This window comes from Rhizobium sp. SG2393 (genome assembly GCF_042610495.1).
In the GTDB taxonomy this organism is placed as follows: domain Bacteria; phylum Pseudomonadota; class Alphaproteobacteria; order Rhizobiales; family Rhizobiaceae; genus RU20A.
In genome coordinates this window covers 162,928-188,776 of sequence record NZ_JBHGAP010000003.1, presented here as the reverse complement: position 1 = coordinate 188,776, position 25,849 = coordinate 162,928, and the positions used below count along the sequence as shown (strand labels likewise).

25 protein-coding genes are annotated in these 25,849 nt (G+C 64.7%); 10 read left to right on the top strand and 15 right to left on the bottom strand.

Annotated elements, in window-relative coordinates; translation table 11 throughout:
* The first annotated feature begins 290 nt into the window (after window positions 1-290).
* From ACED18_RS11535 to ACED18_RS11525, 3 genes are all read left to right on the top strand, one after another.
* Window positions 291-1,184 (top strand): LysR family transcriptional regulator, encoded by an 894-nt coding sequence (locus tag ACED18_RS11535; protein WP_377292246.1) that lies wholly within the window; start codon window positions 291-293, stop codon window positions 1,182-1,184.
* Window positions 1,185-1,271: 87 nt separating this feature from the next.
* Window positions 1,272-1,916: a DUF1007 family protein gene (locus tag ACED18_RS11530; RefSeq protein ID WP_377292244.1), complete on the top strand. Its 645-nt coding sequence runs from the start codon at window positions 1,272-1,274 to the stop codon at window positions 1,914-1,916.
* Window positions 1,916-2,998 (top strand): nickel/cobalt transporter, encoded by a 1,083-nt coding sequence (locus ACED18_RS11525; RefSeq protein WP_377292242.1) that lies wholly within the window; start codon window positions 1,916-1,918, stop codon window positions 2,996-2,998. Before ACED18_RS11530 ends, ACED18_RS11525 begins: the two co-directional genes overlap by 1 nt.
* Window positions 2,999-3,002: 4 nt before the next feature.
* Here the strand turns inward: ACED18_RS11525 and ACED18_RS11520 are convergent, their stop codons facing one another.
* The 4 genes from ACED18_RS11520 to ACED18_RS11505 all read right to left on the bottom strand — a co-directional run bounded on the left by ACED18_RS11520 (window position 3,003) and on the right by ACED18_RS11505 (window position 5,518).
* Window positions 3,003-3,215 carry a hypothetical protein gene (locus tag ACED18_RS11520; RefSeq protein WP_377292240.1) on the bottom strand — a complete coding sequence of 71 codons (213 nt, stop codon included), beginning with the start codon at window positions 3,213-3,215 and terminating at the stop codon, window positions 3,003-3,005.
* Between the two features lie 26 nt (window positions 3,216-3,241).
* Window positions 3,242-3,925: a GNAT family N-acetyltransferase gene (locus ACED18_RS11515; protein WP_377292238.1), complete on the bottom strand. Its 684-nt coding sequence runs from the start codon at window positions 3,923-3,925 to the stop codon at window positions 3,242-3,244.
* A gap of 103 nt (window positions 3,926-4,028) precedes the next feature.
* Window positions 4,029-4,739, bottom strand: coding sequence for a tellurite resistance TerB family protein (locus tag ACED18_RS11510; protein ID WP_377292236.1), 711 nt, complete (start codon window positions 4,737-4,739; stop codon window positions 4,029-4,031).
* A gap of 140 nt (window positions 4,740-4,879) precedes the next feature.
* Window positions 4,880-5,518, bottom strand: coding sequence for a 2-dehydro-3-deoxy-phosphogluconate aldolase (locus ACED18_RS11505; protein ID WP_377292234.1), 639 nt, complete (start codon window positions 5,516-5,518; stop codon window positions 4,880-4,882).
* A 162-nt stretch (window positions 5,519-5,680) separates the two neighbouring features.
* Between ACED18_RS11505 and ACED18_RS11500 the strand changes: the two genes are divergently transcribed.
* A complete protein-coding gene (locus tag ACED18_RS11500) occupies window positions 5,681-6,181 on the top strand; it encodes a CYTH domain-containing protein (RefSeq protein ID WP_377292232.1) in 501 nt (166 codons plus the stop codon).
* Between the two features lie 72 nt (window positions 6,182-6,253).
* Entirely contained in the window at window positions 6,254-7,198 is a 945-nt protein-coding gene (locus ACED18_RS11495; RefSeq protein WP_377292230.1) for a rhodanese-related sulfurtransferase, read from the top strand.
* A 7-nt stretch (window positions 7,199-7,205) separates the two neighbouring features.
* Here the strand turns inward: ACED18_RS11495 and ACED18_RS11490 are convergent, their stop codons facing one another.
* Both ACED18_RS11490 and ACED18_RS11485 read right to left on the bottom strand, forming a co-directional pair.
* Window positions 7,206-7,547 carry a hypothetical protein gene (locus ACED18_RS11490; protein ID WP_377292228.1) on the bottom strand — a complete coding sequence of 114 codons (342 nt, stop codon included), beginning with the start codon at window positions 7,545-7,547 and terminating at the stop codon, window positions 7,206-7,208.
* 128 nt (window positions 7,548-7,675) lie between these two features.
* The gene (locus ACED18_RS11485; protein ID WP_377292226.1) at window positions 7,676-8,308 is read right to left on the bottom strand and encodes an NAD(P)H-dependent oxidoreductase; all 633 of its coding nucleotides are present in this window, start codon (window positions 8,306-8,308) and stop codon (window positions 7,676-7,678) included.
* Window positions 8,309-8,582: 274 nt separating this feature from the next.
* Between ACED18_RS11485 and ACED18_RS11480 the strand changes: the two genes are divergently transcribed.
* Window positions 8,583-8,900, top strand: a complete 318-nt coding sequence (locus ACED18_RS11480; RefSeq protein WP_377292368.1) for a winged helix-turn-helix transcriptional regulator — start codon at window positions 8,583-8,585, stop codon at window positions 8,898-8,900.
* A 6-nt stretch (window positions 8,901-8,906) separates the two neighbouring features.
* On the opposite strand, the gene ACED18_RS11475 is transcribed toward ACED18_RS11480, so the two are convergent.
* Window positions 8,907-10,280: a GH1 family beta-glucosidase gene (locus tag ACED18_RS11475; protein ID WP_377292224.1), complete on the bottom strand. Its 1,374-nt coding sequence runs from the start codon at window positions 10,278-10,280 to the stop codon at window positions 8,907-8,909.
* Window positions 10,281-10,462: 182 nt separating this feature from the next.
* The gene (locus ACED18_RS11470; RefSeq protein ID WP_377292222.1) at window positions 10,463-11,647 is read right to left on the bottom strand and encodes a Gfo/Idh/MocA family protein; all 1,185 of its coding nucleotides are present in this window, start codon (window positions 11,645-11,647) and stop codon (window positions 10,463-10,465) included.
* Window positions 11,648-11,830: 183 nt separating this feature from the next.
* On the opposite strand from ACED18_RS11470, the gene ACED18_RS11465 reads away from it, so the two are divergent.
* A complete protein-coding gene (locus ACED18_RS11465; protein ID WP_377292220.1) occupies window positions 11,831-12,466 on the top strand; it encodes a CatB-related O-acetyltransferase in 636 nt (211 codons plus the stop codon).
* 31 nt (window positions 12,467-12,497) lie between these two features.
* Here ACED18_RS11465 and ACED18_RS11460 read toward each other — a convergent pair whose 3' ends face one another.
* The 7 genes from ACED18_RS11460 to ACED18_RS11430 all read right to left on the bottom strand — a co-directional run bounded on the left by ACED18_RS11460 (window position 12,498) and on the right by ACED18_RS11430 (window position 22,099).
* Complete coding sequence (locus ACED18_RS11460; protein ID WP_377292218.1) at window positions 12,498-13,550, bottom strand: sugar phosphate isomerase/epimerase family protein; 1,053 nt, start codon at window positions 13,548-13,550, stop codon at window positions 12,498-12,500.
* 134 nt (window positions 13,551-13,684) lie between these two features.
* The gene (xylA, locus tag ACED18_RS11455) at window positions 13,685-14,995 is read right to left on the bottom strand and encodes a xylose isomerase (RefSeq protein ID WP_377292216.1); all 1,311 of its coding nucleotides are present in this window, start codon (window positions 14,993-14,995) and stop codon (window positions 13,685-13,687) included.
* Between the two features lie 267 nt (window positions 14,996-15,262).
* The gene (gene xylB / locus ACED18_RS11450; RefSeq protein ID WP_377292214.1) at window positions 15,263-16,720 is read right to left on the bottom strand and encodes a xylulokinase; all 1,458 of its coding nucleotides are present in this window, start codon (window positions 16,718-16,720) and stop codon (window positions 15,263-15,265) included.
* An 11-nt stretch (window positions 16,721-16,731) separates the two neighbouring features.
* On the bottom strand, window positions 16,732-17,790 hold the full coding sequence (locus tag ACED18_RS11445; protein WP_377292212.1) for a LacI family DNA-binding transcriptional regulator: 1,059 nt from the start codon (window positions 17,788-17,790) through the stop codon (window positions 16,732-16,734).
* Between the two features lie 119 nt (window positions 17,791-17,909).
* Complete coding sequence (locus tag ACED18_RS11440) at window positions 17,910-18,968, bottom strand: metallophosphoesterase (protein WP_377292366.1); 1,059 nt, start codon at window positions 18,966-18,968, stop codon at window positions 17,910-17,912.
* Between the two features lie 147 nt (window positions 18,969-19,115).
* On the bottom strand, window positions 19,116-20,714 hold the full coding sequence (locus ACED18_RS11435) for a DHA2 family efflux MFS transporter permease subunit (protein WP_377292210.1): 1,599 nt from the start codon (window positions 20,712-20,714) through the stop codon (window positions 19,116-19,118).
* A 152-nt stretch (window positions 20,715-20,866) separates the two neighbouring features.
* Window positions 20,867-22,099: an HlyD family secretion protein gene (locus ACED18_RS11430; RefSeq protein WP_377292208.1), complete on the bottom strand. Its 1,233-nt coding sequence runs from the start codon at window positions 22,097-22,099 to the stop codon at window positions 20,867-20,869.
* Between the two features lie 152 nt (window positions 22,100-22,251).
* Here ACED18_RS11430 and ACED18_RS11425 point away from each other — a divergent pair, with 152 nt between their 5' ends.
* From ACED18_RS11425 to ACED18_RS11415, 3 genes are all read left to right on the top strand, one after another.
* Window positions 22,252-22,938, top strand: coding sequence for a TetR/AcrR family transcriptional regulator (locus ACED18_RS11425; protein WP_377292206.1), 687 nt, complete (start codon window positions 22,252-22,254; stop codon window positions 22,936-22,938).
* Between the two features lie 91 nt (window positions 22,939-23,029).
* Window positions 23,030-23,785 carry a TerC family protein gene (locus ACED18_RS11420; protein WP_377292204.1) on the top strand — a complete coding sequence of 252 codons (756 nt, stop codon included), beginning with the start codon at window positions 23,030-23,032 and terminating at the stop codon, window positions 23,783-23,785.
* A 128-nt stretch (window positions 23,786-23,913) separates the two neighbouring features.
* Window positions 23,914-25,683: an SLC13 family permease gene (locus ACED18_RS11415; RefSeq protein ID WP_377292202.1), complete on the top strand. Its 1,770-nt coding sequence runs from the start codon at window positions 23,914-23,916 to the stop codon at window positions 25,681-25,683.
* Window positions 25,684-25,849 lie beyond the last annotated feature (166 nt).

Here is a 25,849-nt window from a genome sequence, read left to right as displayed (position 1 = left end):
TCACCACATCGAGGGACGGCGGACACCCACAGGCACGTGCGACTTTGGGCAAGGGCGTAGGTAAGAAAGTTCGCTGTCGCAATCAAGTGGTTTTTTGCGCCAAAGCAAAAAACTTTGGGGCCATCGGGAGGACGCGCATTCGCGGCCGCATTTCAGGCCGGCATGCACCCCTTCGCACGCGGTTTCGGGATGGTTGCCCGGCACAACGGCCTTGTCAGCGCGGTCCAAATCATGGCCGATAGACCGTGGAGACGCATCGCCGCCCGCAGACCGGAATCGAAAGCCGCCGCATGGACACCCTGACCCGCATTCGCGCCTTCATCGACGTCGTCGACGCTGAAGGCTTTTCCGCCGCCGCCCGCCGCGTCGGGCGCTCCAAGGCGCTTCTGTCGAAATATGTGCGCGAACTGGAAGACGAGCTTGGCGCCCTTCTCCTGAACCGCACCACCCGGCAGTTTTCCCTGACGGAAGCCGGCCACACCTACTACCGAACCGCCTCCGACATTCTGAAGGAGATCGACAACCTCGCCGATCTCGTGCGCGCCAACAATTCCGATCTGCGCGGTCGCCTGCGAATCACCGCGCCGCGCACCTTCATTGATGCCGAGATCGGCCAGTCCTTCGTGGATTTCAGCGTGGCGCACCCGGAACTGTCGCTCGATATCGTGGCGGAAGACCGGTTCGTCGATCTCGTGGAGGAGGGCTTCGACGTCGCGATCCGAATCACCAAGCTGGAGGATTCCACGCTGATCGCCCGCAAGCTCGACGATTTCCAGCTGCTGTTCTGCGCCTCGCCCGCCTTTCTCGAAAAGCACGGGCCGCTCACGCATCCCTCGAAACTGGCCGACGTGCCCTGCGTGATCGACACCAACGGCCGCAACCACGGCAACTGGCGCTTTGCGGAAAGCGACGGCACCAGCTTCTCGGTCGCGATCTCCGGCCCGCTGGAGGTCAACAGCCCGCTGGCCTGCCTGCGCGCCGCCGTGGCCGGTCTCGGCGTCAGCATCTGCCCCGACTTCATCGCCCGGCCGAAGATCGCCTCGGGTGAACTCGTGACCCTCTTCGATGACTACCTGACCAAGGATCGCGGCATCTATGCCATCTATCCGCACCGGCGCTACCTGCCGGCCAAGGTGCGCACCTTCGTGGACTTCCTGCATGCCTGGTTCCGCCGCCACCGGTGAGACACAGTCCCAATTCCGTCCCAATTCAGCGCCATTTCCAACGCGACACGGCCGATGCGCCGGCCCCATGACATCAGGATCGTGCCGATGAAGAAGGCCCTCATTCTCGCCACCGCCGCGGTGCTGGTCGCCGGCGCCCCGGCGTTCGCCCATCCGCACATCTTCGCGGAGGCGCGCCTGGAGATCGTCTCGGATGATGCGGGCAATCAGGTGCAGGAACTTAGAAACGTCTGGCGCTTCGACGACATGTTCTCCGCAAGCGTCGTGATGGATTTCGACAAGAACTCGAACGGCAAGCTGGACCCGGACGAACTCACCGAAGTGGGAAAGACCGTCAAGGAGTCGCTTGGCGAATACGACTACTACACGACGATCACCGACAACGGAAAAACCATCAAGGTCACCCCGCCCGATATCATCCATGTCGATTACAAGGACGGCCAGCTTCTGATGTTCTTCGTGGTCAAGCCCTCTGAGCCCATGCCGCTCAAGGGACGCCTGACCTTCGGCGTCTACGATCCCACCATGTACACGGCGATGGATTTTGCGACCGACGACGACCTGCATCTGGTCGGCGACAAGATCCTCGCCTGCTCCCACAAGGTGGTGCGTCCGGATCCGGACGAGGTGCTGGCCGAGAACAAGGCCTCCCTCACGGACGCCTTCTTCAACGATCCCATGGGCACCGACATGTCCAAGCTCTTTGCGACCCGGATGGAGGTCACCTGCTGATGGCATCCCGTAGCGTCAAGATCGTCCTCATCGCCTCCGTCGCCGCGCTGGCGGCCTTTGGCGCCGCGCATGCCCAGTCGCCACTCGGCATCGGTTCGGCCGAGCCGGGCTTTTCGGCCACGGGCCCGCTGCGCCCCTTGCTTTCCTGGGTGAACGGCGAGCAGCAGGCCTTCTACCGCACGCTGACCGGCGCGCTGCGCGGCATGCGCGAGGATCCCTGGCAGCTCTGGTCGCTGATCGGCCTCTCCTTTGCCTATGGCGTCTTCCACGCGGCCGGCCCCGGCCATGGCAAGGCAGTCATTTCCTCCTATATGCTCGCCAACGAGACGGAGCTGAAGCGCGGCGTGCTCCTGTCCCTCCTCTCCTCCCTGTTGCAGGGCATCGTCGCCATCCTGATGGTCGGCGCCACCTATCTCCTGCTGCGCGGCACCTCCATCACCATGACGATGGCCACCCAGGCGCTGGAGATCGCAAGCTTTGCCCTGATCAGCCTCTTCGGCGCATGGCTCCTGATCCGCAAGCTGATGAGCCTGCGTGCCGCCAGGCAGCCGCTGATGGTTCCGGCCATGGCCGTTGCCGGCGGCGTGACGGTCGAAATGCCCATCCATGCACGTCATGATCACGCACATCAGGCGCAGGCGCATCACCACCATGGCCATGGCCTGCATCACCACGGGCATGTGCATCACACCCACGGCCCGGGCGAAGTCTGCGGCTGCGGCCATGCCCATGCGCCGGATCCGTCGATGCTGAAGGGCGACCGGTTTTCCTGGTCGGAGGCATGGTCGGCGATCCTGGCAGTTGGACTGCGGCCGTGCTCCGGCGCCCTCATCGTCCTGTCCTTCGCGCTCCTGAACGGGCTCTACCTCGGCGGCGTGCTTTCCGTTCTCGCCATGTCGATCGGCACCGCGATCACCGTCTCCATCCTCGCCACCATGGCCGTCACGGCCAAGGGCCTTGCCGTGCGCTACGCCTCCTCGGCCACGACGGCGAACCGCATCGGCACGGCCATCGAGATCGCCGGTGCGGCGCTGGTGATGATCATGGGTCTGCTGCTTCTGGGCGCTGCCCTGCAGGCGTGAGCGGTCAGAGCCCGCGCCGGCGCTGATAGCGGGCGCGCAGCCAGAAGACGAGGAAAAAGGCCAGCACGAAGAGCGCCCCGACGCCGGCCGCCAGCCAGGGCGAAATCGTGCCCAGCCACAGCATCAGCTTCGGCAGGAAAAAGAAGGCAACCCCTGCCACCAGCAAGATAATGGCAGCGGCCAGGGCGGGTGACGAGGTCTTCTGCGGCTCGGTCATGATGGGTCTGTCCTGTGTGGAGGCTCTCAAGCCTTGAGCGCGGCCCGGATGTCTTCAAGGCGACGCCTCTGCCGCCCCTCCGCATCGAAATTCGCCGGATCGAGCCACGTCTCGAACGCCGCCTTCAGGCCCGGCCACTCGCTGTCGATCATCGAGAACCAGGCCGTATCGCGGTTTGCCCCGCGCGAAATCATGTGCTGGCGGAACACGCCTTCGAAGGTGAAGCCGTAGCGCTCCGCCGCCACCTTGCTCGGCCCGTTCTCGTTATGACACTTCCACTCGTAGCGCCGGTAACCCAGCGTCTCGAACACATGGCGGGCCAGCAGGTAATGCGCTTCCGTCGCCATCGGCGAGCGCGCCATGGCCGGGCCATGGGCAATGGACCCGATCTCGATCACGCCATTCTTCGGGTCGGGCCGCATGAAGCTGCCCATGCCCACCACGGCGCCGGTCTCGCGGGAGCGGAAGACTTCGGTGATGTAGCCGCCCGGCCCCTGCGCGCCGTCCAGCCAGCGGCCGAAATCGGCGCTCGTCTCGAAATCGGAAACCGGGAAGAAGCGGATCAACTGGTTGAGATCGCGGCCGCCGAGCGCCGCCCAGAGATCCTCAAGATGCCGGTCGTGGTCGTAGATTTCGAGCGCGACGGTGCGCCCTTCTATGTCGAGGCCCGTGGGCGCCGGTGCACCCGTCCATGTCGAAAGATCGCGCATCGTTTTTCCACCCGTTTTCCCGTCGATAGGCGATGATCGACGGGAAGGCAAATTCAAACGGGTGATGGGACGATCTGTCCGATCGAACCAGGGCAGGCTTGCCTCAGACGGCAACCTTGGCGCCGGCCACGGTCGAATCGATATGGTCGAGCAGTGCATCCGGCAGGCCAAGGCGACCGGCGACGAGATCGAGGAAGCCGCGCTCGGCACGGGTGTCCGGCTCGATCGTCAGGCGGACGGCGGTGTAAAGCTCGACCTTCTGCTCTTCGGTGCGTGCAGAGGCGATGATCGCATCGAGGTCGGTCGGATCGGTCAGTTCCCGTTCGATGAACGCGGCCGCGTCGCTGGAAAGCTCCGACGCCGACAGGCGCTCGTGAATATGCGCACGCTCGTTTGCGTCAATGTGCCCGTCAGCACGCGCTGCCGCGATCATGGCGCGGATCAGCATCAGCGCAAACTCCTGCGATACGGCCTGCGGCTCGATGCTGAAGCCGCTATCGGACGGCGGCGGCAGGAGCTTCGGGATCTCCCGCGCGGCTTCGGCCGGCGCCTGCGGGGCCTTTCCGGCCTGGTAGTTGCGGTAGGCCGCATAGCCAAGGCCGGCGATGGCCGCGAGACCGCCGATCTTCAGCGCGCTTCCGGCAAGCTTGCGGCCGGTGCCTGTGCCGAGCAAAAGCCCGGCGATGGCCGTGGCCTTCAGCGGATTGTTGCGCGCCATTTCCGTTGCCTGACCGGCCCGGTCCCGGATCGTTCCACCGCCCATCGGCATCTGCGAACCGAGAAACTGCTCCAGGAGCTTCTTTGCGTCGAACATGGTCAGGTCGTCTCCAATGGTTGTTAATCCCGTCGGAAATAGGAACGTGCGATCATGAATTCAAATTCAGGCCGCTCCCGCCAATTCCGGGCACAACGCAAAAAGCCCGCCGAAGCGGGCTTTTCCGGGAGAAAACGGCCTTAGCCGCGCAGAGCGAAGGCTTCCGATGCCAGCTTCGTGATCGCCGCCCAGTCGCCGGCCTCGACGAGATCCTTCGGTGCGACCCAGGATCCGCCGACGCAGACGACGTTCGGAAGCGAGAGGTAATCCTTCGCATTCTTCAGCGAAATGCCCCCCGTCGGGCAGAAGGTGGCGCCTGCCAGCGGCGAGGACAGCGACTTGAGGTAGGCGGCACCGCCGGCCTGCTCGGCCGGGAAGAACTTCATCACCGTCTGGCCGGCATCGAGAAGCGTCATCACTTCGCTTGCCGTTGCCGCACCCGGCAGGATCGGAACCTCGGAACCGGCAGCCGCATCCAGCAGCGTTTCCGTCGTGCCGGGGCTGACGATGAACTTCGAGCCGGCGGCAACCGCCTCGTCCCACTGGCGGGCGTTGAGAACGGTGCCCGCACCGGCAACGGCGCCCTCGACCTCGTCGGCAACCGCACGGATCGCCTCGAGCGCGGCGGGCGTGCGCAGCGTGATTTCGATCGCCTTCAGCCCGCCGGCGACCAGCGCGCGCGCCAGCGGCACGGCCGTCTTCGCGTCCTCGATGATCAGCACCGGCACCACAGGCTGGAGCTTGAGGATGGACAGCAGCGCGTCGGTCTTGGAGCTCACGGCATCATTCCTTCTTCTAATCGATTGAAACAGGCACTCTGGATAGAGCGGACCCATGCAAATGTCGAGCGTGCCATGAACTTTTGTCCCGCAGCACCGTTTCGCTTGCCTATTAGCAGCAAGCGATTGTAGCCTGCATCCACTTGCCGCCGAGGTATTTTGATGGCCAAGGAAATCGAACGCAAGTTTCTCGTCACCACAGATGCATGGCAGGACAAGCTTTCCGAGCCCGGAACTCGCCTGCGCCAAGCCTATATAGCGTCTATGGATGACAGAAGCGTGCGCATCCGCCTGCGCGACGACGGAACCGCCATGTTGACTATCAAGGTCGGGGCGGGCCTGCTGTGCCGTGACGAATTCGAGTTTCCCGTCTCCGCGGAAGACGCCGAGGAGATGATGTCCCATGCCATCGGCACCGTCATCGACAAGACGCGCTTCGTGATCGACCACGAGGGCTATCGCTGGGAAGTCGATCGTTACAATGGCGTGCACGCGGGTCTTGTCGTTGCCGAGGTCGAGCTTGCCAGCACGGCCGAGAACCCGCCACTGCCGGACTGGGTGGGTCGCGAGGTCACGGGGCTGCGCGCCTTCTCCAACCAGTCGCTGGCAACGCGCGGAGAAAGCCCGCGCCATCCCGTGCCGCCCCGTCTCGCGACTGCCTGAGGGCTGCGACACAAGCGGCAACGCAAGGCCTCAAGCGTTGCACAGCCGGCCATCTCGGAGTAATGGCAGGTCATGACCGACATCGTTTCCCTCCGCCGCTCCGAGACCGGCGGCCCCGTTCTGGTGGCCGCGCTCTACCATTTCGCCACCTTCGAAAGCTTCATCGATTTTCGCGAACCGCTGCAGGATTTCTGCGATACACGCGGCATCCGCGGCACGCTGCTCATCGCGCGCGAAGGCATCAACGGCACGGTGGCGGGATCGGACGAGGCGATTGCCGACCTGCTGGCCTATCTGCGCGCCCGTCCGGAATTTGCGAAGCTGGAACACAAGGAAAGCCGCGCGTCGAAAATGCCCTTCCTGCGCATGAAAGTGCGCGTGAAGAAGGAAATCGTCACCATGGGCGTCGAGGACATCGACCCCAACAGGATCGTCGGCACCTATGTCGACCCGAAGGACTGGAACGCGCTGATCACCGATCCCGATACGATCGTCATCGACACGCGCAACGACTACGAGACGGCGATCGGCATCTTCAAGGGCGCCGTGGACCCGAACACCAAGACGTTCCGCGAATTTCCCGACTGGGTGCGCCAGAACGCCGGCCTGCACAACAAGCCGAAGATCGCCATGTACTGCACCGGCGGCATCCGCTGCGAGAAGGCCACCGCCTTCATGAAGCAGGAGGGCTTCGAGGAGGTCTACCATCTCAAGGGCGGCATCCTGAAATATCTGGAAGAGGTGCCGCAGGATGAAAGCCTGTGGGAGGGCGAATGCTTCGTCTTCGACGAGCGCGTCTCGGTCACCCATGGGCTGAAGGAAGGCGAACACCGTCTCTGCCATGCCTGCCGCCACCCGCTGACCCCGGAAGACCTCGCCTCCCCGCGCTTCGAGGAAGGCGTCTCCTGCCCACAATGCTACGATGCCCGAACCGAAGCCGACCGCGCCCGCTACCGCGAACGCCAGCGCCAGATCGCACTGGCCCGCAAGCGGGGCCGGGAGCATCTGGGCGGGTAAAGCCCCCTCAATCACGTACTCGCTTCTTCTTGATCGCGTTGATCTCGTACATCAGCGCCTTGAAGGCGGTGATTGCCTGATCTTCGTCTTTGGTCAGGGTAATGCCCGGCGTCGCTTCCAGCCGGTCGATCAGCACCGTCAGCGCGTCTTCGATCCGGCCGATCTGCTTGCCGTAGCTCGCCACGCCGGAGAGGATATCCTGTTCCACGGTGGGATCCGTCGAGGGACCGAGGTCGATCCGGAAGTTGAAGAACCCGACCTGTCCGCCGGACGACGGGCTGAAGACCCAGGTCCAGGGATTGATGTCCTGATTGAGATTTCCGGTGATCGGTACAGTGAAACGTCCCATGGCAGCCCCCTTGCTGGAAACGCCCTCAGGATATTCCGCACTGCAGCAAAGACAAGTCTGGATTGAAACGCGAGAAGGGCCACGCGATGCGCAGCCCTTCCAAACACAGTCTTCGAAATCCGTGAGGCTTACTTCACGACGGTGATGAAGTCGCTTGCCGGACGGCGAACCTTCTTGAGGTTGACCAGCCAGTCGCCATCGGCCTGACGGTAGCCGAGCGGAAGCAGCGTGACCGACTTCAGGCCCTTTTCCTTGAGGCCGAGGATTTCGTCGACCTTCGCAGGTTCGAAGCCTTCCATCGGGGTCGCGTCCACGCCCTCGAAGGCGGCGGCGGTGATGGCAAGGCCGAAGCCGATATAGGCCTGGCGGGCGGCATGCTCGAAATTCACCTGCGCGTCGCGCGGCGTGTACATGCCGAGAACCTGCTTGCGGTAGGCTTCCCAGCCTTCGTTGACGAAGCCGCGCTGATCATTGACGAGGTCGAAGGCCTTGTTGATGCGCTCGGGCGTGTAGTTGTCCCAGGCGGCAAAGACCAGCACATGCGAACCGTCGGTGATCTGCGCCTGGCCGTAGGCGGCGTCACGAATGCGCGCGCGGACCTCAGGATTGGAAACGACGATGATCTCGTAGGGCTGCAGGCCGCTGGAGGTCGGCGCCAGACGCGCGGCTTCCAGGATGCGCTCGACCTTGTCTTCCGGAACGGCCTTGGAGGGGTCCATCTTCTTCGTTGCGTAACGCCAGTTGAGTTTTTCGAGAATCACGGCTTGTCTTCCTGTGCTGGTGTCGGCTGGCGCTCGCCTCGGGACAGGCCGTCATCGCGTCGAAACCGACTGGTTATTGAAAGTAACCATGCCTACATAAGTGACCGAAACAGGAGTGCAAGAAGGCACATTTCTGATACCGTGATTTTTGCAGGATCGGGAGGAGACCATGGACAATGATCTGGGCACAAACCTCGCTTCGCAGGTGAAAAGCCAGTGCCTGGAGCGCAGGACAAACAGTTTCGAGCCCTTGAAATGCCAGACTGTCGGCGAAATGCTGGCGCGGCTTGGCGACAAATGGACCGTGCTCGTCATCATGGTGCTCGGCAGCGGCCCGCTTCGCTTCAGCGAGCTGAAGCGCGCCGTCGTCGGCATTTCCCAGCGCATGCTCACCCTGACGCTGCGTGCGCTGGAGCGCGACGGGCTGGTTCAACGCACCGTGCATCCCACCGTTCCGCCAAGCGTCGAATATGCCCTCACGGAACTCGGCCTCTCCTTCTTCGAGCCGATCGATGCCATGGGCGGCTGGGTTTTCCGCAATCACGACCGCATCCGGGCCGCGCGCGCGGCCTACGACGCGCGCAACGAGTGACGCCCCTCAGCCGCCCCGGTGGTTGCCCTTCGGGAATTGCGCGCAGAGCGACTGGTACCAGTGGCCGCTCTTCTTGATGGTGCGGACCTGTGTCTCGTAGTCCACATGCACCATGCCGAAGCGCATGCGGTAGCCTTCGGCCCACTCGAAATTATCCATCAGCGACCAGGCGAAATAGCCGCGCATGGGATAGCCCTCGGCGATCAGCTCCGCCGTAACGGCCAGATGGTCGGCGATGTAGTCGAGGCGCGGCTGGTCATCCACCACGCCATCCACCACGCCTATGTTGAAGCAGGCGCCGTTCTCCGTGATGTAGCAGGGCGGCAGCGCGTAGTCGCGGTTCAGGCGCCGCACGAGATCGGCCATGGCAGGCGCATGGATCTCCCAACCAATGTCCGTCTTCTCCGGGTAAACCGGCGGCGCCGTCACGGTCGCCGGAAAATCCACGCCCGGCGTCGGATCGTCCGCCACACGCATCGGCGTGTAATAGTTCAGCCCCCACCAGTCGAGTGGCTGCGAGATCGCCGCCATATCTCCCGCCGCGATCTCGGGCATGCGATGCCCGAGCGCCGCCATGAAGGCCTCGGGATAGGCACCCTTGAAGATCGGCCCGAAGAAGACGCCATTGTGGAAGTCGTTCGCGCGCTCTGCTGCAGCCGTGTCCGCAGGCGCATCGCTGCCGGGATAGATCGAATGCGCGTTCAGCACGATGCCGACGGGCAGGTTCGGCCGCTCGGCGCGGATCGCCTGCACGCCCAGGCCATGCGCCAGATTGGTGATGTGCAGCGCATGCAGCGCCGCATCCAGATTGCGCTCGCCCGGCGCATGGATGCCGTAAAGATGCGAGAGCCAGACCGAGCACCAGGGCTCGTTGAAGGTCGCAACCGAATCCAGCCGGTCCCCGAGCCGGGCGGTAACGATGCGCGCATAATCGGCAAACGCGTCGGCCGTCGAGCGCGCCGTCCAGCCACCGTCACCGGCCAGCATCAGCGGCAGGTCCCAGTGATAGAGCGTCGCGAAGGCCTTGATCCCGCGCGCCTTCAACCCGTCCACCAGCCGCTCGTAGAAATCCAGCCCCTTCTCGTTCACAGCACCGACGCCATCGGGCACGATCCGCGGCCAGGCGATCGAAAAGCGATAGCCGCCGACGCCGAGCGAGGCGATCAGGTCGAGATCCTGCTCCAGGCGATTGTAATGATCGCAGGCAACGTCGCCATTATGACGCTGAAAGACCCGCCCCGGCATGTTCGAAAACGCATCCCAGATCGACGGCTTGCGCCCATCCGCCTTCGACGCTCCTTCGATCTGGAAGGCGGCGGTTGCGACGCCGAAGAGGAAATCGCCGGGGAAGCGCTCCGCGAGCATTCTTGTGTCCGTCATCGCCATCTTTTCCTCCCAATCGGACAGTCCCCAAACGAGACTAAAATCCACAGGAGAACGTCTTACTGTAACGTTACAGGTCGTGCAATCGCTGTCATGAAGCGCTGATCAGATCAAAAGAATGGCGCCGGAGATACGATCCCCGACGCAGCTAACTACAACGTCAATCTGCGGCCCCTTGATCAGACCTTCACCCAGGCCCCGTTCTTCTTCGAAGACTTCACGCAGGCATCCACGAACAGCATGCCCTTGATGCCGTCGTCGAGCGTCGGATAGGTCACGGCCGCATCGACAGCCTCGCCCTTTCGCTTGGCGTAGATCGCGCGCGCCGCTTCCGCATAGATATTGGCGAAGCCTTCGAGGTAGCCTTCCGGATGGCCGGAGGGAATGCGGGTGACGCGGGCAGCCGCGGCGCCGCTGCCGGCACCGCCCCGGGTGATCAGCCGCTTCGGCTCGCCGAAGGGCGTGAACCAGAGATAGTTCGGATCGGCCTGCACCCATTCCAGCCCGCCCTTGGTGCCGTAAACGCGGACCTTCAGTCCGTTTTCGTGGCCGGGCGCCACCTGGCTGCACCAGAGCATGCCCTTGGCGCGCACGCCGTTCTTTTCCTTGAAGCGCATCATCACATGGGCGTTGTCATCGAGCGCGCGGCCCGGCACGAAGCTGTCGAGATCGGCGGCGAGTTCCTCCAGTTCGAGGCCGGAGACGAAGGCGCCGAGATTGTAGGCATGCGTGCCGATATCGCCTGTGGAGCCGCCGGCGCCGGATTTCGTCGGGTCCGTGCGCCAGGCCGCCTGCTTCTGGCCGTCCTGCTCGATGGCTTCCGTCAGCCAGTCCTGCGGATATTCCATCTGCACCAGGCGGATGTCGCCAAGCAGCCCTTCGGCCACCATTTCCCGGGCCTGCCGCACCATGGGATAGCCGGTATAATTGTGGGTGAGCACGAAGAGCGCATCGCTCTTCTCCGCGATCTCCTTCAGCTTGCGGGCATCGCCAAGCGTCGAGGTCAGCGGCTTGTCGCAGATCACATGGATGCCGCGCGTCAGGAACTCCTTGGCGGGGGCGAAATGCATGTGGTTGGGCGTCACGATCGCCACCGCCTCGATCCCGTCCTTCAGCTTCGCCTCGCGGATCGCCATCTGGCGGAAATCGGAATAGACGCGTGACGGGTCGAGCCCGAGCGCCCGGCCGGAGGCCTCTGCCTTTTCCGGCGTCGAGGAGAGCGCGCCGGCAACCAGCTCGAACTCCCCGTCGATGCGTGCGGCGATGCGGTGCACCGCGCCGATGAAGGCGCCCACACCCCCGCCCACCATGCCGAGCCGGATGGGCCGGTCCCGCGTCTCGCTCTTGCTGCCTTCAATGGCCATGTCAGCCTCCTTCACTGTCTGTGCCTGATTGTTTCCATAGTCATGTGCGTAGATGCGATCCTTGACGAGAAGGTGGCCCTGCCAATGAACAGCTAAGTTTCAGCCTTTCCGAAGGTCGGTCGACAGATCGAACGACGCCCGCGCGTCGTTTCGCAAACATCAGCTTTTCATCAAGGATATCCCATGCCCCTGCTCGTTGCGGATGCACGCCATCCCATTACCCTTGCCGATGGCACGCTCGTCGAAAACACCGTCCATCTCAACCGCGCCATCGATCACCCGCGCATCACCTGCGGAGATTACAGCTACTATTCCAGCATGACGCCGCTCACGGATGTGGCCGGCACGATCGCGCCCTACCTCCACCCCTTCAGCCGCGAAAGGCTCGCCATCGGCCGCGTCGTGCAGATTGCCCATGGCGCGCGCTTCATCACCAGCTCGGCCAACCATGCCATGCATGGCCTCAGCACCTATCCGTTCCGCATCTTCAAGCCGGAAACGATGGGCGCCTATGCCGATCTGCCGGTCAAGGACACGGTGGTCGGGCCGGATGTCTGGATCGGCACCGGTGCGATGATCATGCCCGGCGTCACGCTCGGGGCCGGCAGCATCGTCGCTGCCGGTGCGGTCGTCACGCGCGATGTCGCGCCCTACACCATTGTCGGCGGCAATCCCGCCCGGCCGATCCGCCAGCGCTTTGCGCCAGACATGGTCGCGCGGCTTCTGGCGGTGGCCTGGTGGGACTGGCCGCTGGAGCGGATCGAGGCCGCCCTGCCGGCCATCGAGGGCGGCGATCTCGCAGCCCTCGAAGCCTGCTGACCGAGGGATCCGGCGCAACGCTCCGGTCATGTCAAAGCCCGAGCATGCGCCGGTTGGCGGCCTCGTCCGTGCCGCCATCGGCAAAGTCGTCAAAGGCCTTTTCCGTGACGTGGATAATGTGGCGCTTGACGAAGTCCGCGCCCTCGCGTGCCCCGTCCTCGGGGTGCTTGAGGGCGCATTCCCACTCCACCACGGCCCAGCCCGCAAAATCATTCGCCGCCATCTTGGAGAAGACCGCGCCGAAATCGACCTGCCCGTCGCCGAGCGACCGGAATCGGCCGGCCCGGTTCACCCAGCCCTGATAGCCGCCATAGACACCCTGCCGCCCCGTCGGGTTGAACTCCGCATCCTTCACATGGAACATGCGGATGCGGTCCTTGTAGATGTCGATATTGTCGAGATAGTCGAGGCACTGCAGCACATAGTGCGAGGGATCGTAGAGCATGCAGGCACGGGCATGGTTGCCGGTGCGCTCCAGGAACATCTCGTAGGTGATGCCGTCATGCAGGTCTTCGCCGGGATGGATCTCGTAGCAGATATCGACGCCGCATTCCTCGGCATGGTCGAGGATCGGCCGCCAGCGCTTCGCGAGTTCATCGAAGGCCGTTTCCACCAGCCCCGCCGGCCGCTGCGGCCAGGGGTAAACGAAGGGCCAGGCAAGCGCGCCGGAAAACGACGCCATGGCATCGAGACCGAGATGCCGCGACGCCGTCAGCGCCATCTTCACCTGCTCCACCGCCCATACCTGCCGCGCCTTCGGATTGCCCCGCACCTCCGGCGCCGCAAAGCCGTCAAAGGCCTCGTCATAGGCGGGGTGCACGGCCACCAGCTGGCCCTGCAGGTGGGTGGAAAGCTCGGTGATCTCCACGCCATTGTCGCGCGCCTTGCCGGCGAACTCGTCGCAATAGGTCTTCGATTCCGAAGCCTTCTTCAGGTCGAAGAGACGCCCGTCCCAGGAGGGCACCTGCACGCCCGCATAACCGCAATCCGCGGCCCATTTGGTAATCGAATCCCAGGAGTTGAACGGCGCGGCATCGCCGGCAAACTGCGCCAGAAACAGGCCCGGTCCCTTGATCGTCTTCATGTCTTCCTCCTCCGAATGATGTGTGCGCTGCGCTGCCGCCGGTCCCACCCGCCGGTACGCCTTTCAAGGCCCCTCCCCGGGCCCGACGCTCCGCCGGCGATGATGAGCATCGCCGGCGGAGCAGCATGTCGTCGTCAGACGTAACGGTTGACGATGTTTTCGAGCAGCTCCTGACGTCCGGAGCGCGGACGCGGATTGATGCCCTCGGCCAGGACCCGCTTCTCGATCTCCTCGAGCGTCATGCCGCCCGAGAGCATCTTCTGCGCGTCGGCGCTCTGCCAGCCGGCATAGCGGTCTGCGAGCGGCTGCGACAGTGCCTTGTCCTCGATCATCTTCGCGGCGGCCTTCAGGCCACGGGCGCAGCAGTCCATGCCGCCGATATGGCCGATCAGCAGATCGTCCGGCTCGATGGACTGGCGCCGCAGCTTGGCATCGAAGTTGGTGCCGCCAGTCGTGAAGCCGCCGCCGGCGAGAACCTGGTAATAGGCCAGCGCCATTTCCGGCACATTGTTGGGGAACTGGTCGGTATCCCAGCCGGACTGGTAGTCGTTGCGGTTCATGTCGATGGAGCCGAGAATGCCGTGGGCATTCGCCAGCGCCAGCTCATGCTCGAAGGAGTGGCCGGCGAGAATCGCATGGCCCTGCTCGATGTTGAGCTTCACCTCGTTTTCGAGGCCGTACGTCTTCAGGAAGCCGTAGACCGTCGCGACGTCGTAGTCATACTGGTGCTTGGTCGGCTCCTGCGGCTTCGGCTCGATGAGGATCGTGCCCTTGAAGCCGATCTTGTGCTTGTACTCGACAACCATGTTGACGAAGCGGCCGAGCTGATCGAGCTCCTGCTTCATGTTGGTGTTGAGCAGCGTCTCGTAGCCCTCGCGGCCGCCCCAGAGCACGTAGTTCTCGCCGCCAAGACGATGCGTCGCGTCGATGCAGGTCTTCACGGTCGCCGCGGCGAAGGCGAAGACGTCCGGATCCGGATTGGTGGCCGCGCCGCCCATGTAGCGGCGGTTGGAGAAGAGGTTTGCCGTGCCCCAGAGCAGCTTGACGCCGGTCGCCGCCTGCTTTTCGGCGAAGTAATCGACGATCTCGTTGAGGTTCTTCGTGTTCTCCACGAAGTCCTTGCCCTCGGGCCGCACATCCGCATCGTGGAAGCAGTAGAAGGGCGCGCCGAGCAGCGTGAAGAATTCGAAGGCCACGTCGGCCTTGAGCTTCGCCGCCTTCATGCTGTCCTCGAACCACGGGCGCTCGAAGGTCTGCCCGCCGAAGGGATCGCCACCCGGCCAGACCAGCGTGTGCCAGTAGGCCACGGCAAAACGCAGATGGTCTTCCATCCGCTTGCCCAGGACGATTTCGTCGGGGTTGTAGTGACGGAAGGCCAGCGGATTGGTGCTCTCCGGGCCTTCATACTTGATCTTCTGGATATCGCCGAAAAAGCCGGTCGACATGGGTGTTCTCCTTGGTTGGTGTTCTGTCAAAAAGTCTTGTCGGTCGGCGCTTCCGGCTTACCCCCCTCTGGCCTGCCGGCCATCTCCCCCGCAAGGAGGGAGATCGGCAGGAGGAGAGAGCTTCGTCCAACCGGACGGCAATGCGGATGCAACGCTTGAAAGGGAGTGCTACGCCCGCCCCACCCAATCTCCCCCCTTGCGGGGGAGATGCCCGGCAGGGCAGAGGGGGGTGCCCCACGGCACGCACCTCTCAGCACACCCCTCGCCTCACCCCATCGCCGCCTTCACCGCCGGGTAAAGCCGCCGATAGCGCTGATAGGCCTCCTCGTAAGCCGCGCTGTGCGCCCTGACCGGCTCGATCGTCTCCGCTGTCGCGGGCGGCGTCAGCACATCGGCGGGATTTGCGCCCGTCGCAGCAATCAGCGCCAGCCGTGCCGCGCCGAAGGCCGCGCCGAAATCGCCGTCGGCCGGCAGATCCACGGGAAGATCGAGCGCCGTTGCGATCGAGGCGAGCCAGTAGCGCGAGCGCGAGCCGCCGCCGATGGCCGTCACCCGCGTCAGTTCGGTGCCGGCCGCCTTCAGCGCCTCCAGACTGTCGCGCAGCGCGAAGGAGACGCCTTCCAGCACCGCCTGCGTCAGCACCACCCGGTCGCTCTCATGCGCGAGCCCCGCAAAGACGCCGCGAATGGCCGCATCATTGTGCGGCGTGCGCTCGCCGGAAAGGTAGGGCAGGAAGGTGACGCCCGAAGGCGCCTTCAGCGTGTCGCCGAGTTCGCCGGTCAGGCTCGCGGCGCTGGCACCCGTCACGCGTGAATGCCAGTTCAGCGCGTCCGTTGCCGAGAGGATCACGCCCATCTGGTGCCAGGTATCCGGTAGCGCGTGGCAGAAGGCATGGACGGCGCTTTCCGGGTTCGGCAGATAGCGCCCGTTGGCCGCAAAGAGCACGCCGGAGGTGCCGAGCGAAACGAAGGCCGCCCCTTCCCGCACCGTGCCCATGCCGCAGGCCGACGCCGCATTGTCGCCGGCCCCGCCGGCCACCACGATGCCGGCGGCAAGGCCCCAGCGCGCGGCAATCTCGCCGCGCAGGCGCCCGGCCACCGCCGTGCCTTCGACCAGCCCCGGCATCTGGCTTTCATCAAGGTCCGTGGCGGCAAGAAGCGCCTGCGACCAGCGACGCGCGCCGGTGTCGAGCCAGGAGGTGCCGGCCGAGTCAGACATTTCCGAGAGGTGTTCACCCGTCAGCCAGAGCCTCAGATAATCCTTCGGCAGCAGCACCTTGCGCACCTTGCCGAAAACATCCGGCTCGTTCGCCTTCACCCAGGCGAGCTTCGGTGCGGTAAAACCGGGGAAGACGATGTTGCCGGTGATCGCCCGGAAGCGCGGATCGGCGTCGAGCGCGGCCGCCTCGCGGTGGCTGCGCGTGTCGTTCCACATGATGCAGGGCCTGAGCACCTTGTCCTCGGCATCGATGAGCGTCGCGCCGTGCATGTGGCCCGAAAGGCCGATGCCGGAGACGGAGGCGAAGGCTTCCGGATGCGCCGCCTTCAGCCCCGCGATCGCCTCTTCCGTGGCGCGGATCCAGTCGGCCGGATCCTGCTCCGACCAGCCGGCATGGGGACGATGCGTCGTCACCTCCTTGCTGGAGGCCGAGCCGATGACGGTCTGGCGATCATCGATGAGCATGGCCTTCACGCTCGATGTGCCGAGATCGATACCGAGATACATGATGTCTCTCCCTATTGGGGCACGGACGAAACGTCCGCGCCGCTCTGTCCTGCCTCGGGGGGCAGGTTGTCGTTGACGAAAATGTCGATGCGGATGCGCTCCTGGGCGGCGTGGACGGCAAGGCCGTCGGCCCGCGCCTTCAGCACGCGCACCGCGCTGCGCACCTCGTGGCCCGCATCCTGGTTCAGCACGGCGGCGATGAGGCCGGAGGAAAGCCCGCTGCGCGTTTCCGGGGTCAGTTCGTGCGCGATCACCACCGGCCCTGCGCCGCCGGCATCCGAAAGCGCCCGCACGAGGCCCGCATTGCCCGCGCCCAGGCTGTAGAGCCCGGCAAGATCCGGCGTCCGCGCCAGAAGATCGCCGACGAGGCGCTGCACCGTCTGCGGCTCATCCTGCCCCTCCAGCACGGGCTCCAGAAGGCGATCCGCGCCGAGCCGCGCCTGAAATCCCTCCAGCCGCTCGCGATGGTCCCGCAGCCGCATGGAGCCCGCCAGCACCGCGACGGGACCGGGCCGCGCGGCAACGAAGCGCGCCATGAGACTGCCGGCGGTGCGCCCGGCCGCGACATTGTCCACGCCGGCGAAATGATCGCGGGCCGACTGCGCGACATCGGAAACGAGCGTGACGAAGGCGATGCCGGCGGCCTTGGCCCGGTCGATCGCGGCAACGACAGCCGCATCCTCCACGGCCACGGCCGCAATGCCGGACACGCCATCGGCGATGGCCGCATCGATCGCGCCGGCAAGCCCCTCCGCATCGAACGGCGGCACGACGACGACGCCGACACGCACGCGATCGACCGCGGCCTGCCGCGCAAGGCCGCGCACTTCGGCCTCGAGGCTGCGCATGAAGGGATTGTCGCCGGCCGGCAGGATGAAGGTGAAGGAATAGACCCGCCCCTTGGCGAGATTGGCGGCCGCGACATCGCGCACATAGCCGAGATCGGCGATGGCCGCTTCCACCCGCGCCCGCGTCACGCCGCGCACGTTCGGCCGGCCGTTCAGCACGCGATCGACCGTCGCAAGGCTGACGCCCGCCTTCTCGGCAATGTCGTGAACGGTCGGTCGCACGGCTCCTCCCAGACGCCAGTGTCCTTGTGGGAGGAAGGCATAAAGCAGTTTTTGATGTACGTAAATCAAAAATTGGAAAGAGGCCGCGCCCGGCTGTGAAAGACCGGGCGCGGCAGACTTCAGATCGTCTTTGAAAAGCCCTTGAGGAAGGTCACGTCGCTCCCGTCCTCGGCGTCGCCGGCGCTGCCCAGAACCACGTCCATCGCAGCGTCCGTCACCCGGACCAGCGCGAACCCGCCCTTGAAGGCTGCTGTCGGCTTGAACACGTCGAGACCATCGACCTTGTAGATCATCGCGGCATCATGCTCGTGGCCATGGAAGAGGCCGATGACATTGTAGCCCTTCAGTGCCGCGAGCAGGGCTGCCCGGTCCGCATCGCTCCACCAGTGCGCGGGACCGGAGCCCTGGTCATCGAAGGTCTCCGCCTTCGGATCCCAGCGCTCCAGCGAAAACTTGTCCCAGCCATAATGCTGGATGACGATCACGGGCCTGCCATCGCTCGCCGCCGCCTTCAGATCGCTGGCCAGCCACGGCAGGCCGCTGACGGCTCCCTTGGTCGTATCGCCGCCGAAGCGCTGCAGGTGGACCATGTGCAGCCCGCCCCAGTCCCAGGAATAGCTGTCGGAGAGCGCGTCATAATTTGCGACCGGCACCGGCGGCTTGAAGAACACGCCGGTGCGATGGTTCATCTCGACATAGTCGCGCAGTTCGCGGCGATACCAGTCCACATGCGGCGGCGCGCCATCCTGGTCGAGATCGTGGTTGCCGAGCCCGGCATAGACGGGCATGTGCAGGCGGTCCGGCCCGCTGCCCTGCTGGTAGCGGTTGGCGAACTGCTTCAGCTGCCAGCCCTCGCCGGGCACCTTCAGCTGACCGCCACCGTCATCCGTCATGTCGCCGCCGCAGACCATGCCGAGCGGATGGCCGATCTTGCGGCCGGCGCTCGCAAGCCCGCTCGGCTTGCCGTCGATGGTTTCCGGCCAGCTCTGGGCATGCAGCCCGTTCAACGCCCGCACATGCCGCAGAAGATTGGCGTCCGTCTTGCCCTCGGCCTCGCAATCCGGCGCGAGGTGATCGGCGTCGATCAGACAGGCATGCATGTCGGTCGCGAAAACGAAGGTGGCGTCCACGGAGGGCTTGCCGGCCGCCAGAAGCCGGCGCGCGGGCATGAGGCCCATGACGGCAAGACCGGCAAGCAGGTGGCGACGACGAAGGGCAGAGATGGGCATGAAACCTCGGCACATGAGAATCAGGGGCGGAAGGAATGCAAACCTGCATCCCTTCCGCCCCTGAGGCAATTCGCCAGTCCGGTCAACCCGCCAGCATCAGTGGCCACCACCGGCGCCCGCGGGCACGGTCTGCGGCTTCTGGATCATCATGACCATGAAGATCAGCGCGAAGAAGAGGCCGGTCAGCAGCAGGAACACGTCGGAGAAGGACATCACCGCCGCCTGCTGGCGCACCATGCCGGCAAGCTTCTGGATGGCGATGGTGGCGCCGTCCATGCCATGGGCATTGTAGTTGGCGGCAATGTTGTTCATCTGCGAAATCGCCTCCGGATTGCCCCACTGCACATGCTCGGAGAGACGGGCATAGTGCTCGTCGGACCGCTGGGTGATCAGCGTGTTGATGATCGCCAGCCCCACGGCGCCACCGAGGTTTCGCGTCAGGTTGAAGAGACCGGAGGCATTGCGGATGCGGGCCGGCGGCAGCGTGCCGAGCGCGATATTGTTGATCGGCACCATGCAGATCATCAGCGAGACGCCGCGCAGGATCTGCGGCACGAGCAGCTCGTAGAAATCCCAGTCGGCCGTGATGTAGTGCATCTGCCAGGTGCCGAGACCGAAGCCGAAGAAGCCCATGGCCATCATCAGCCGCGGGTCCATGCGCGCCGACATGGCACCGGCGACCGGCGCCGTCAGGAACATGGCAAGCCCCGAGACGAACATGGTCTCGCCGATCATCAGCGAATCGTAGCCGCGGATGCGGGCGAGATAGAGCGGGTAGAGATAGGTCAGGCCGTAGAGACCGATGCCCATGGTGAAGGAGAACAGCGAGCCGAACGCGAAGTTGCGGTTGGCGAAGGCCTTCAGATCCACCACCGGAAACTCGACCTTGAAGGCCCGCCAGAAGAACACGCCGGCCCCGATGGCGATCGCCAGCGTGCCGATGACGATCTTGTCGTCGTTGAACCAGTCCTTGTTGTTGCCCTCTTCCAGCACGTATTCCAGCGAGCCGAGGAAGAGCGCCATGGAGGCCAGCCCCCACCAGTCGAACTTCTTGATCAGGTTGAATTCCGGCTTGTCGAAATCGATGAAGTTGAACGTGACGATCGTCACGATGATGCCGGGGATGATGTTGACCAGGAACAGCCAGTGCCAGGAAAAGGCGTGGCTGAGATAGCCGCCGACCGTCGGGCCGATCGTGGGCGCCAGCGTCGCAACGAGGCCGATGATCGGCGAGACGATGGCGCGCTTCGACGGCGGGAAGATGGTAAAGGCGGCCGCAAAGACCGAGGGGATCATGCCGCCGCCGATGAAGCCCTGAATGGCGCGGTAGACGATCATCTGGTCGATGTTGGTGGCCGTCGCCGCCAGCGCGCTCGCCGCGGTGAAGCCGGCAGCCGAGAAGGCGAAGAGATAGCGGGTGGACACGATCCGCGCCAGCGTGCCCGACAGCGGGATCATGATGACCTCCGCGATCAGGTAGGAGGTCTGTACCCAGGCAACCTCTTCCGCGCCGGCACCAAGACCGGCCTGGATTTCGGCGAGCGAAGCCGAGACGATCTGGATGTCGAGGATCGACATGAACATGCCGAACACCATCGCGAAGAAGGCGATGAGGCGGCGCGGGTCCATCTTTTCCTGCGCGCCGATGGCGCTTGCGGCAGAGGGTGCGGATGTAGCGGTTGCGGAGGCGGCCATGGTCATACCCGTCGGTCTTGCCGGCGGCCCAATCTGGTCCCGGGCGCAAATTCCCGGGTGGTTCAAGAAAGACGTTTGAAATCAGTGATGTCGTCATGCAATCCGGCCCCGCGCAGGGGCCGGCACAGTCTCGGGATGCGCGCGCCGAGCCTTTACTTGGCTTCGGCATTCTGCGCGTTCGGCGCGGTGCGTGTATCGACATCGACCACGACGCTGAGCCCCGCCCTAAGCTTGCCGCTGGCAAGCGCATCCGCCGGCAGCGCGATGCGCACCGGAATGCGCTGCGTCACCTTCGTAAAGTTGCCCGTCGCATTTTCCGGGGGCAGCAGCGAGAAGACGGAGCCGGAGGCCGGCGCGATCGAGGCGACGGTGCCCTCGATATCGTCTTCCTCAAAGGCATCGACGTGAACCTTGACCTTCTCGCCGGGCACGAGGCCGGCGATCTGGGTCTCCTTGAAGTTCGCCTCGACGTAAAGCTCCTTCACCGGGACCAGAGCGGCCAGTCGCTGGCCGGGTGTCACAAGGTTGCCTTCCTGTACGGAGACATTGCCGACGACGCCGTCATAGGGCGCCTTGAGCACCGTGAAGTCGAGATCGCGCACCGCCTTGTCGCGGGCGAGCTGGAGCGACTTCAGGCTGCTTTCGGCCTCGGCGCGCTGGGCTTGCAGCGTTGCGATATTCGCCTGTGCAGCGACGATATTGGCATCGGCGCCGACGACGGCGGCCTTGGCCTGGTCGAGGGCGACACGGGCGGTGTCGAGTGCGGCGACCGTGCCGACCGACTTGTCGGCGAGATCGCCGGCACGGGTGGCGGCAATCTCCGCGCCGCTCTGGGCGGCAAGGGCCGACTGCTTCTGGGCCTGCGCCTGCGCAAGCGCGGCCTTGGCGCCGTCGATCTGGGCATCGAAGCGCTTCAGCGAAACGTTCTGCGTGGCGATCTGCGCCTGGGCCTGCTCGAGCGCGATCTTGTAGTCGCCGTCATCGAGTTCAACCAGCGGATCGCCTGCCTTAACGGTCTGGTTGGCCTTGACGATGACCTTTTCGACATAGCCGGTGACCTTCGGCGCGATCGCGGTGATCTCGCCCTGCACATAGGCATCGTCGGTGGAGATCATGAAGCGGCCATTGGTCCACCATTCATGACCGTACCATGCGCCACCGGCCAGAAGACCGAGCAGCAGGACGGGCAGCACGAAGCGCTTGGGCCCCTTCTTCTTATCGGGCGTGGCGGTTGCGGCCGACGAGGCGTCGGAAGGCGCTTCGACGGCGGGCGTTACGGGCGGCGCATCCCCGCGGGCGGCGGGGCTTGCCACCTCTTCCGGGGCGTTGCGCGAATCAGGTACCGCTTGAACACGGGATGCAGAGGAGCGGGGCGATGCAGACATGGCGGAAATTCCATTTCGTTCCGGGAGCGAACGTGTGTCGGACTGAACTGTACGGTTCGATTGCCTTGACATAGCGCGGTCTAACAGGCATATCAAGTGTTATCGAACCATACGGTTCCATTGCTTAGAAAAAATTGAAGGCTTCTGATAAAATGACCCTCGATCTGGAAAAGATGGGCGTCTGCCACGCGGAAGCACCGGAGATCGGCTCCGGTGGCCGGCACGCCGCCGGCGAAGATCCGGTAAAGCGCGAGCAGATTCTGGCCGGCGCCAAGCGCGTCTTCATGCAGAAGGGCTTCGATGCCACCAGCATGAACGAGGTGACGCGCGAGGCCGGTGTCTCCAAGGGCACGATCTACGTCTACTTCACCAACAAGGAAGACCTCTTCGCGGCGATGATCAGCGCCGAGCGCGACAAGATCATCGATGTCGGCCGCAATGCGCTGGAAGATGGCCGGCCGATTGAAAAGTCGCTGTACGACTACGGCATTGCCATGGTGAGAGGCATCACCTCCGAATACACGATCCGCGCCATGCGCGGCGTCATCGGCGTCTTTGACCGCATGCCGAAGCTATCGCGCGCCTTCTTCGAGGCGACGCCCGACAACGGCCTGACCGTGCTGAAGACCTATCTCGACCGGCAGGTCGCCGCCGGCGTCGTCGAGATCGACGAAACCGAATGTGCCGCGCACCAGTTCCTGGCGCTGTGCACCGCAGGCATCTTCAAGCAGCGCCTCTTCGGCAAGATCGAGAGCGAGCCGCCGCGGGCGGTGATCGAGGCAACGGTGACGCGCGCCGTGGACGCCTTTTTGCGCATCTATCCGCTGAAGCCTGCCTGATCCGGGCGGGAACCGCTTGCCAAGGGTCGTGAGACCCTTAGATAAGGCTTTTGCAACCCGCTCAACAGCCTTTCGGCAAGGACCCTCCCCGATGCAGGACATACTGACGCTCGCTCAGGACCCCGCAGCCTGGATCGCCCTCGTGACACTGATCGTCATGGAAGTGGTGCTCGGCATCGACAATCTGATCTTCATTTCCATCCTCACCAACAAGCTGCCCGTGGACCAGCGAGAGAAGGCACGGCGCATCGGCATCGGGCTCGCGCTGATCATGCGCCTTGGCCTTCTCGGCACCGTCGCCTGGATCGTGCAGCTGACGAACCCGCTGTTCGAAGCCTTCGGTCACGGCTTCTCGTGGAAGGACATCATCCTGATCGCCGGGGGTCTCTTCCTCGTCTGGAAGGCGACCAAGGAAATCCACCACAATGTGGATCCGGAAGACCACAAGGAAGACATGGTCGGCGGCAAGGTGGCCACGAGCTTTGCGGCCGCCATCGGCCAGATCCTGCTGCTCGACCTCGTCTTCTCCGTCGACAGCATCATCACCGCCGTCGGCATGACGCCGCATGTGCCGATCATGGTCGTCGCCGTCATCGTCGCCGTCACGGTCATGCTGGTTGCGGCCACCCCGCTCGCCAACTTCATCGAGAAGAACCCGACCATCGTCATGCTGGCGCTGGCCTTCCTGCTCATGATCGGCACCACGCTGATCGCCGAAGGCATGGGCTTCCACGTGCCGAAGGGCTACGTCTACGCCGCCATGGCATTCTCCGCCCTCGTCGAGGTGCTCAACATGCTCTCGCGCAATGCGCGGCGCAAAAAGAACGCGACGGCGAAACCCCACTGAGCCTTTTCGGCTGGACATAAGGCTCCCGGCGGCGCGTCGTCGCCGGGACCGCCAAAATGAGAATTCCGCACGGACGGCCGCAGTGCTGAGGCGCAGCCCCGTTCAGGCAGCAGCATGGCGAGAAGACCATGACAACGGACCAGATCCTCTCGTTTTGCGTCATCGGCGGCATGATGGCCGTCTTCGTGCTCGACCGCTTCCGCTACGATCTCGTGGCCTGCGGGGCCCTCCTCGTCGCCCTGCTGATAGGCATCGTCCCGCCCGACAAGGCCTTCTCCGGCTTTGCCGACGACATCGTCATCATCGTCGGCAGCGCGCTTGTCGTCAGCGCCGGCATCGCCCGGTCCGGCGTCGTCAACATGGCGGTTCAGCGCTTCTTCCCCAATCTGACGACCATGCGCGCCCAGATGGCGCTGCTGCTCGTCACCGTCGCCTTCCTCTCGGCCTTCATCAAGAACATCGGCGCGCTGGCCATCATGATGCCGGTCGCCTTCCAGTTCGCCCGCAAGGCAGGCGTTCCGCCATCGCGCTACCTGATGCCGATGGCCTTCTCCGCCCTGCTCGGCGGGCTGATGACGCAGATCGGCACCTCGCCCAACATCATCGTCTCGCGCGTGCGCGCCGAGTTGGGCGGCGAGAGCTTCACCATGTTCGACTTCACCGCCGTCGGCCTGACGCTGACCGTCATTGGCATCGGCTTCCTCATCCTGTTCTACTGGCTGGTGCCGGACCGCAAGAATATGGCGCCATCGATCGAGGAGGCCCTGGACGGCGCCGCCTTCTCCTCCGACGCGACCGTACCGGAAGGCTCGCCCGTCATCGGCAAGACGCTCTCGCACCTGCTCAAATCCGGCGAGGGCGACGTCGTCGCCACCGGCGTGCTGCGCGGCGACCGTCACATGACACCCCTGCCGGACATGACGCTTGCCGCCCATGACGTGATCCTCTTCGAGGGCAAGGCCGAAAGCCTGCACCGGGTGGTGGAGGCCGGCGACCTCGAACTCTCCGGCCAGCGCATCCATGGAGCGCGTGAAACGGGCGAGGTGACCGCCGTGGAGGCGGTGATTGCCAGCGACTCCCGCCTCGTCGGCCTTTCGGCCAGGGATCTCTCGCTCGTCCATACCCACGGCGTGAACCTGCTGGCCGTCTCCCGTCGCGGCGAACGGCTGAAGGAAAAGATGAGCGGCATCCGCCTGCAGGCGGGCGATGTCGTCGTTCTCCAGGGCCACGCCGCCGGACTGCCGCAGTTCCTGCAGGAGGTCGGCTGCCTGCCGCTTGCCCAGCGCGACATCCTCCTCGGCGAACGCCGCAAGGCCTGGGTGCCGCTCCTCATTCTCGCCGTCGCCATCGGTGCCACGGCCACCGGCTTCGCGCCGGTCGCGCCCGCCTTCTTCGCCGCCGCCGTCGCCATGATCGCGTTCAAGGTGATCCCGGCAAACGACGCCTATCGCGCGCTCGACGGGCCCATCCTCGTCATGCTCGCCGCCCTTATCCCCGTCTCCGACACGCTGCGCACCACCGGCGGCAGCGACCTCATTGCCGGCTTTCTCGGCTCTCTTGCCTCTTCCCTGCCCGCCTGGGGCGCCGTGGCGCTGATCCTCGTCACCGCCATGGCGGTCACCCCTTTCCTCAACAATGCCGCGACCGTGCTGGTCGTCGCGCCGATTGCCGCGAGCTTCGCCACGGGCCTCGGCTATCGGCCGGAACCGTTCCTGATGGCGGTCGCCGTCGGCGCTGGCTGCGACTTCCTCACCCCGATCGGCCACCAGTGCAACACGCTGGTCATGGGCCCCGGCGGCTATCGCTTCAGCGACTACCCACGCCTCGGCCTGCCGCTCTCCTGCCTGATCATCCTCGTCGGCGTGCCGACCATCCTGTTCTTCTGGCCGGCACAGTGAGCCGCCGGGACAGGCAAGCCCGCAACGGGCGGCCTGTCCCTTGACGCGCGGGGCCTAATGTGGTCTTGCCACCGGCATGGAAACGGCCGTCCGCACCTCAGCGACAGGCCGAAAAATTCATGGGAAGCGGAAAGCCACCGGGTCCTTCCGAAGGGCGCCCTCCCCT

What these genes read in the sequence shown, in the direction of transcription:
- ACED18_RS11535 (WP_377292246.1), top strand. Translation starts at nt 291, where the DNA reads ATGGACACCCTGACCCGCATTCGCGCCTTCATCGACGTCGTCGACGCT.
- ACED18_RS11530 (WP_377292244.1), top strand. Translation starts at nt 1,272, where the DNA reads ATGAAGAAGGCCCTCATTCTCGCCACCGCCGCGGTGCTGGTCGCCGGC.
- ACED18_RS11525 (WP_377292242.1), top strand. Translation starts at nt 1,916, where the DNA reads ATGGCATCCCGTAGCGTCAAGATCGTCCTCATCGCCTCCGTCGCCGCG.
- ACED18_RS11520 (WP_377292240.1), bottom strand. Translation starts at nt 3,215, where the DNA reads ATGACCGAGCCGCAGAAGACCTCGTCACCCGCCCTGGCCGCTGCCATT.
- ACED18_RS11515 (WP_377292238.1), bottom strand. Translation starts at nt 3,925, where the DNA reads ATGCGCGATCTTTCGACATGGACGGGTGCACCGGCGCCCACGGGCCTC.
- ACED18_RS11510 (WP_377292236.1), bottom strand. Translation starts at nt 4,739, where the DNA reads ATGTTCGACGCAAAGAAGCTCCTGGAGCAGTTTCTCGGTTCGCAGATG.
- ACED18_RS11500 (WP_377292232.1), top strand. Translation starts at nt 5,681, where the DNA reads ATGGCCAAGGAAATCGAACGCAAGTTTCTCGTCACCACAGATGCATGG.
- ACED18_RS11495 (WP_377292230.1), top strand. Translation starts at nt 6,254, where the DNA reads ATGACCGACATCGTTTCCCTCCGCCGCTCCGAGACCGGCGGCCCCGTT.
- ACED18_RS11490 (WP_377292228.1), bottom strand. Translation starts at nt 7,547, where the DNA reads ATGGGACGTTTCACTGTACCGATCACCGGAAATCTCAATCAGGACATC.
- ACED18_RS11480 (WP_377292368.1), top strand. Translation starts at nt 8,583, where the DNA reads ATGCTGGCGCGGCTTGGCGACAAATGGACCGTGCTCGTCATCATGGTG.
- ACED18_RS11475 (WP_377292224.1), bottom strand. Translation starts at nt 10,280, where the DNA reads ATGACGGACACAAGAATGCTCGCGGAGCGCTTCCCCGGCGATTTCCTC.
- ACED18_RS11470 (WP_377292222.1), bottom strand. Translation starts at nt 11,647, where the DNA reads ATGGCCATTGAAGGCAGCAAGAGCGAGACGCGGGACCGGCCCATCCGG.
- ACED18_RS11465 (WP_377292220.1), top strand. Translation starts at nt 11,831, where the DNA reads ATGCCCCTGCTCGTTGCGGATGCACGCCATCCCATTACCCTTGCCGAT.
- ACED18_RS11460 (WP_377292218.1), bottom strand. Translation starts at nt 13,550, where the DNA reads ATGAAGACGATCAAGGGACCGGGCCTGTTTCTGGCGCAGTTTGCCGGC.
- xylA (WP_377292216.1), bottom strand. Translation starts at nt 14,995, where the DNA reads ATGTCGACCGGCTTTTTCGGCGATATCCAGAAGATCAAGTATGAAGGC.
- xylB (WP_377292214.1), bottom strand. Translation starts at nt 16,720, where the DNA reads ATGTATCTCGGTATCGATCTCGGCACATCGAGCGTGAAGGCCATGCTC.
- ACED18_RS11440 (WP_377292366.1), bottom strand. Translation starts at nt 18,968, where the DNA reads ATGGGCCTCATGCCCGCGCGCCGGCTTCTGGCGGCCGGCAAGCCCTCC.
- ACED18_RS11435 (WP_377292210.1), bottom strand. Translation starts at nt 20,714, where the DNA reads ATGGCCGCCTCCGCAACCGCTACATCCGCACCCTCTGCCGCAAGCGCC.
- ACED18_RS11430 (WP_377292208.1), bottom strand. Translation starts at nt 22,099, where the DNA reads ATGTCTGCATCGCCCCGCTCCTCTGCATCCCGTGTTCAAGCGGTACCT.
- ACED18_RS11425 (WP_377292206.1), top strand. Translation starts at nt 22,252, where the DNA reads ATGACCCTCGATCTGGAAAAGATGGGCGTCTGCCACGCGGAAGCACCG.
- ACED18_RS11420 (WP_377292204.1), top strand. Translation starts at nt 23,030, where the DNA reads ATGCAGGACATACTGACGCTCGCTCAGGACCCCGCAGCCTGGATCGCC.
- ACED18_RS11415 (WP_377292202.1), top strand. Translation starts at nt 23,914, where the DNA reads ATGACAACGGACCAGATCCTCTCGTTTTGCGTCATCGGCGGCATGATG.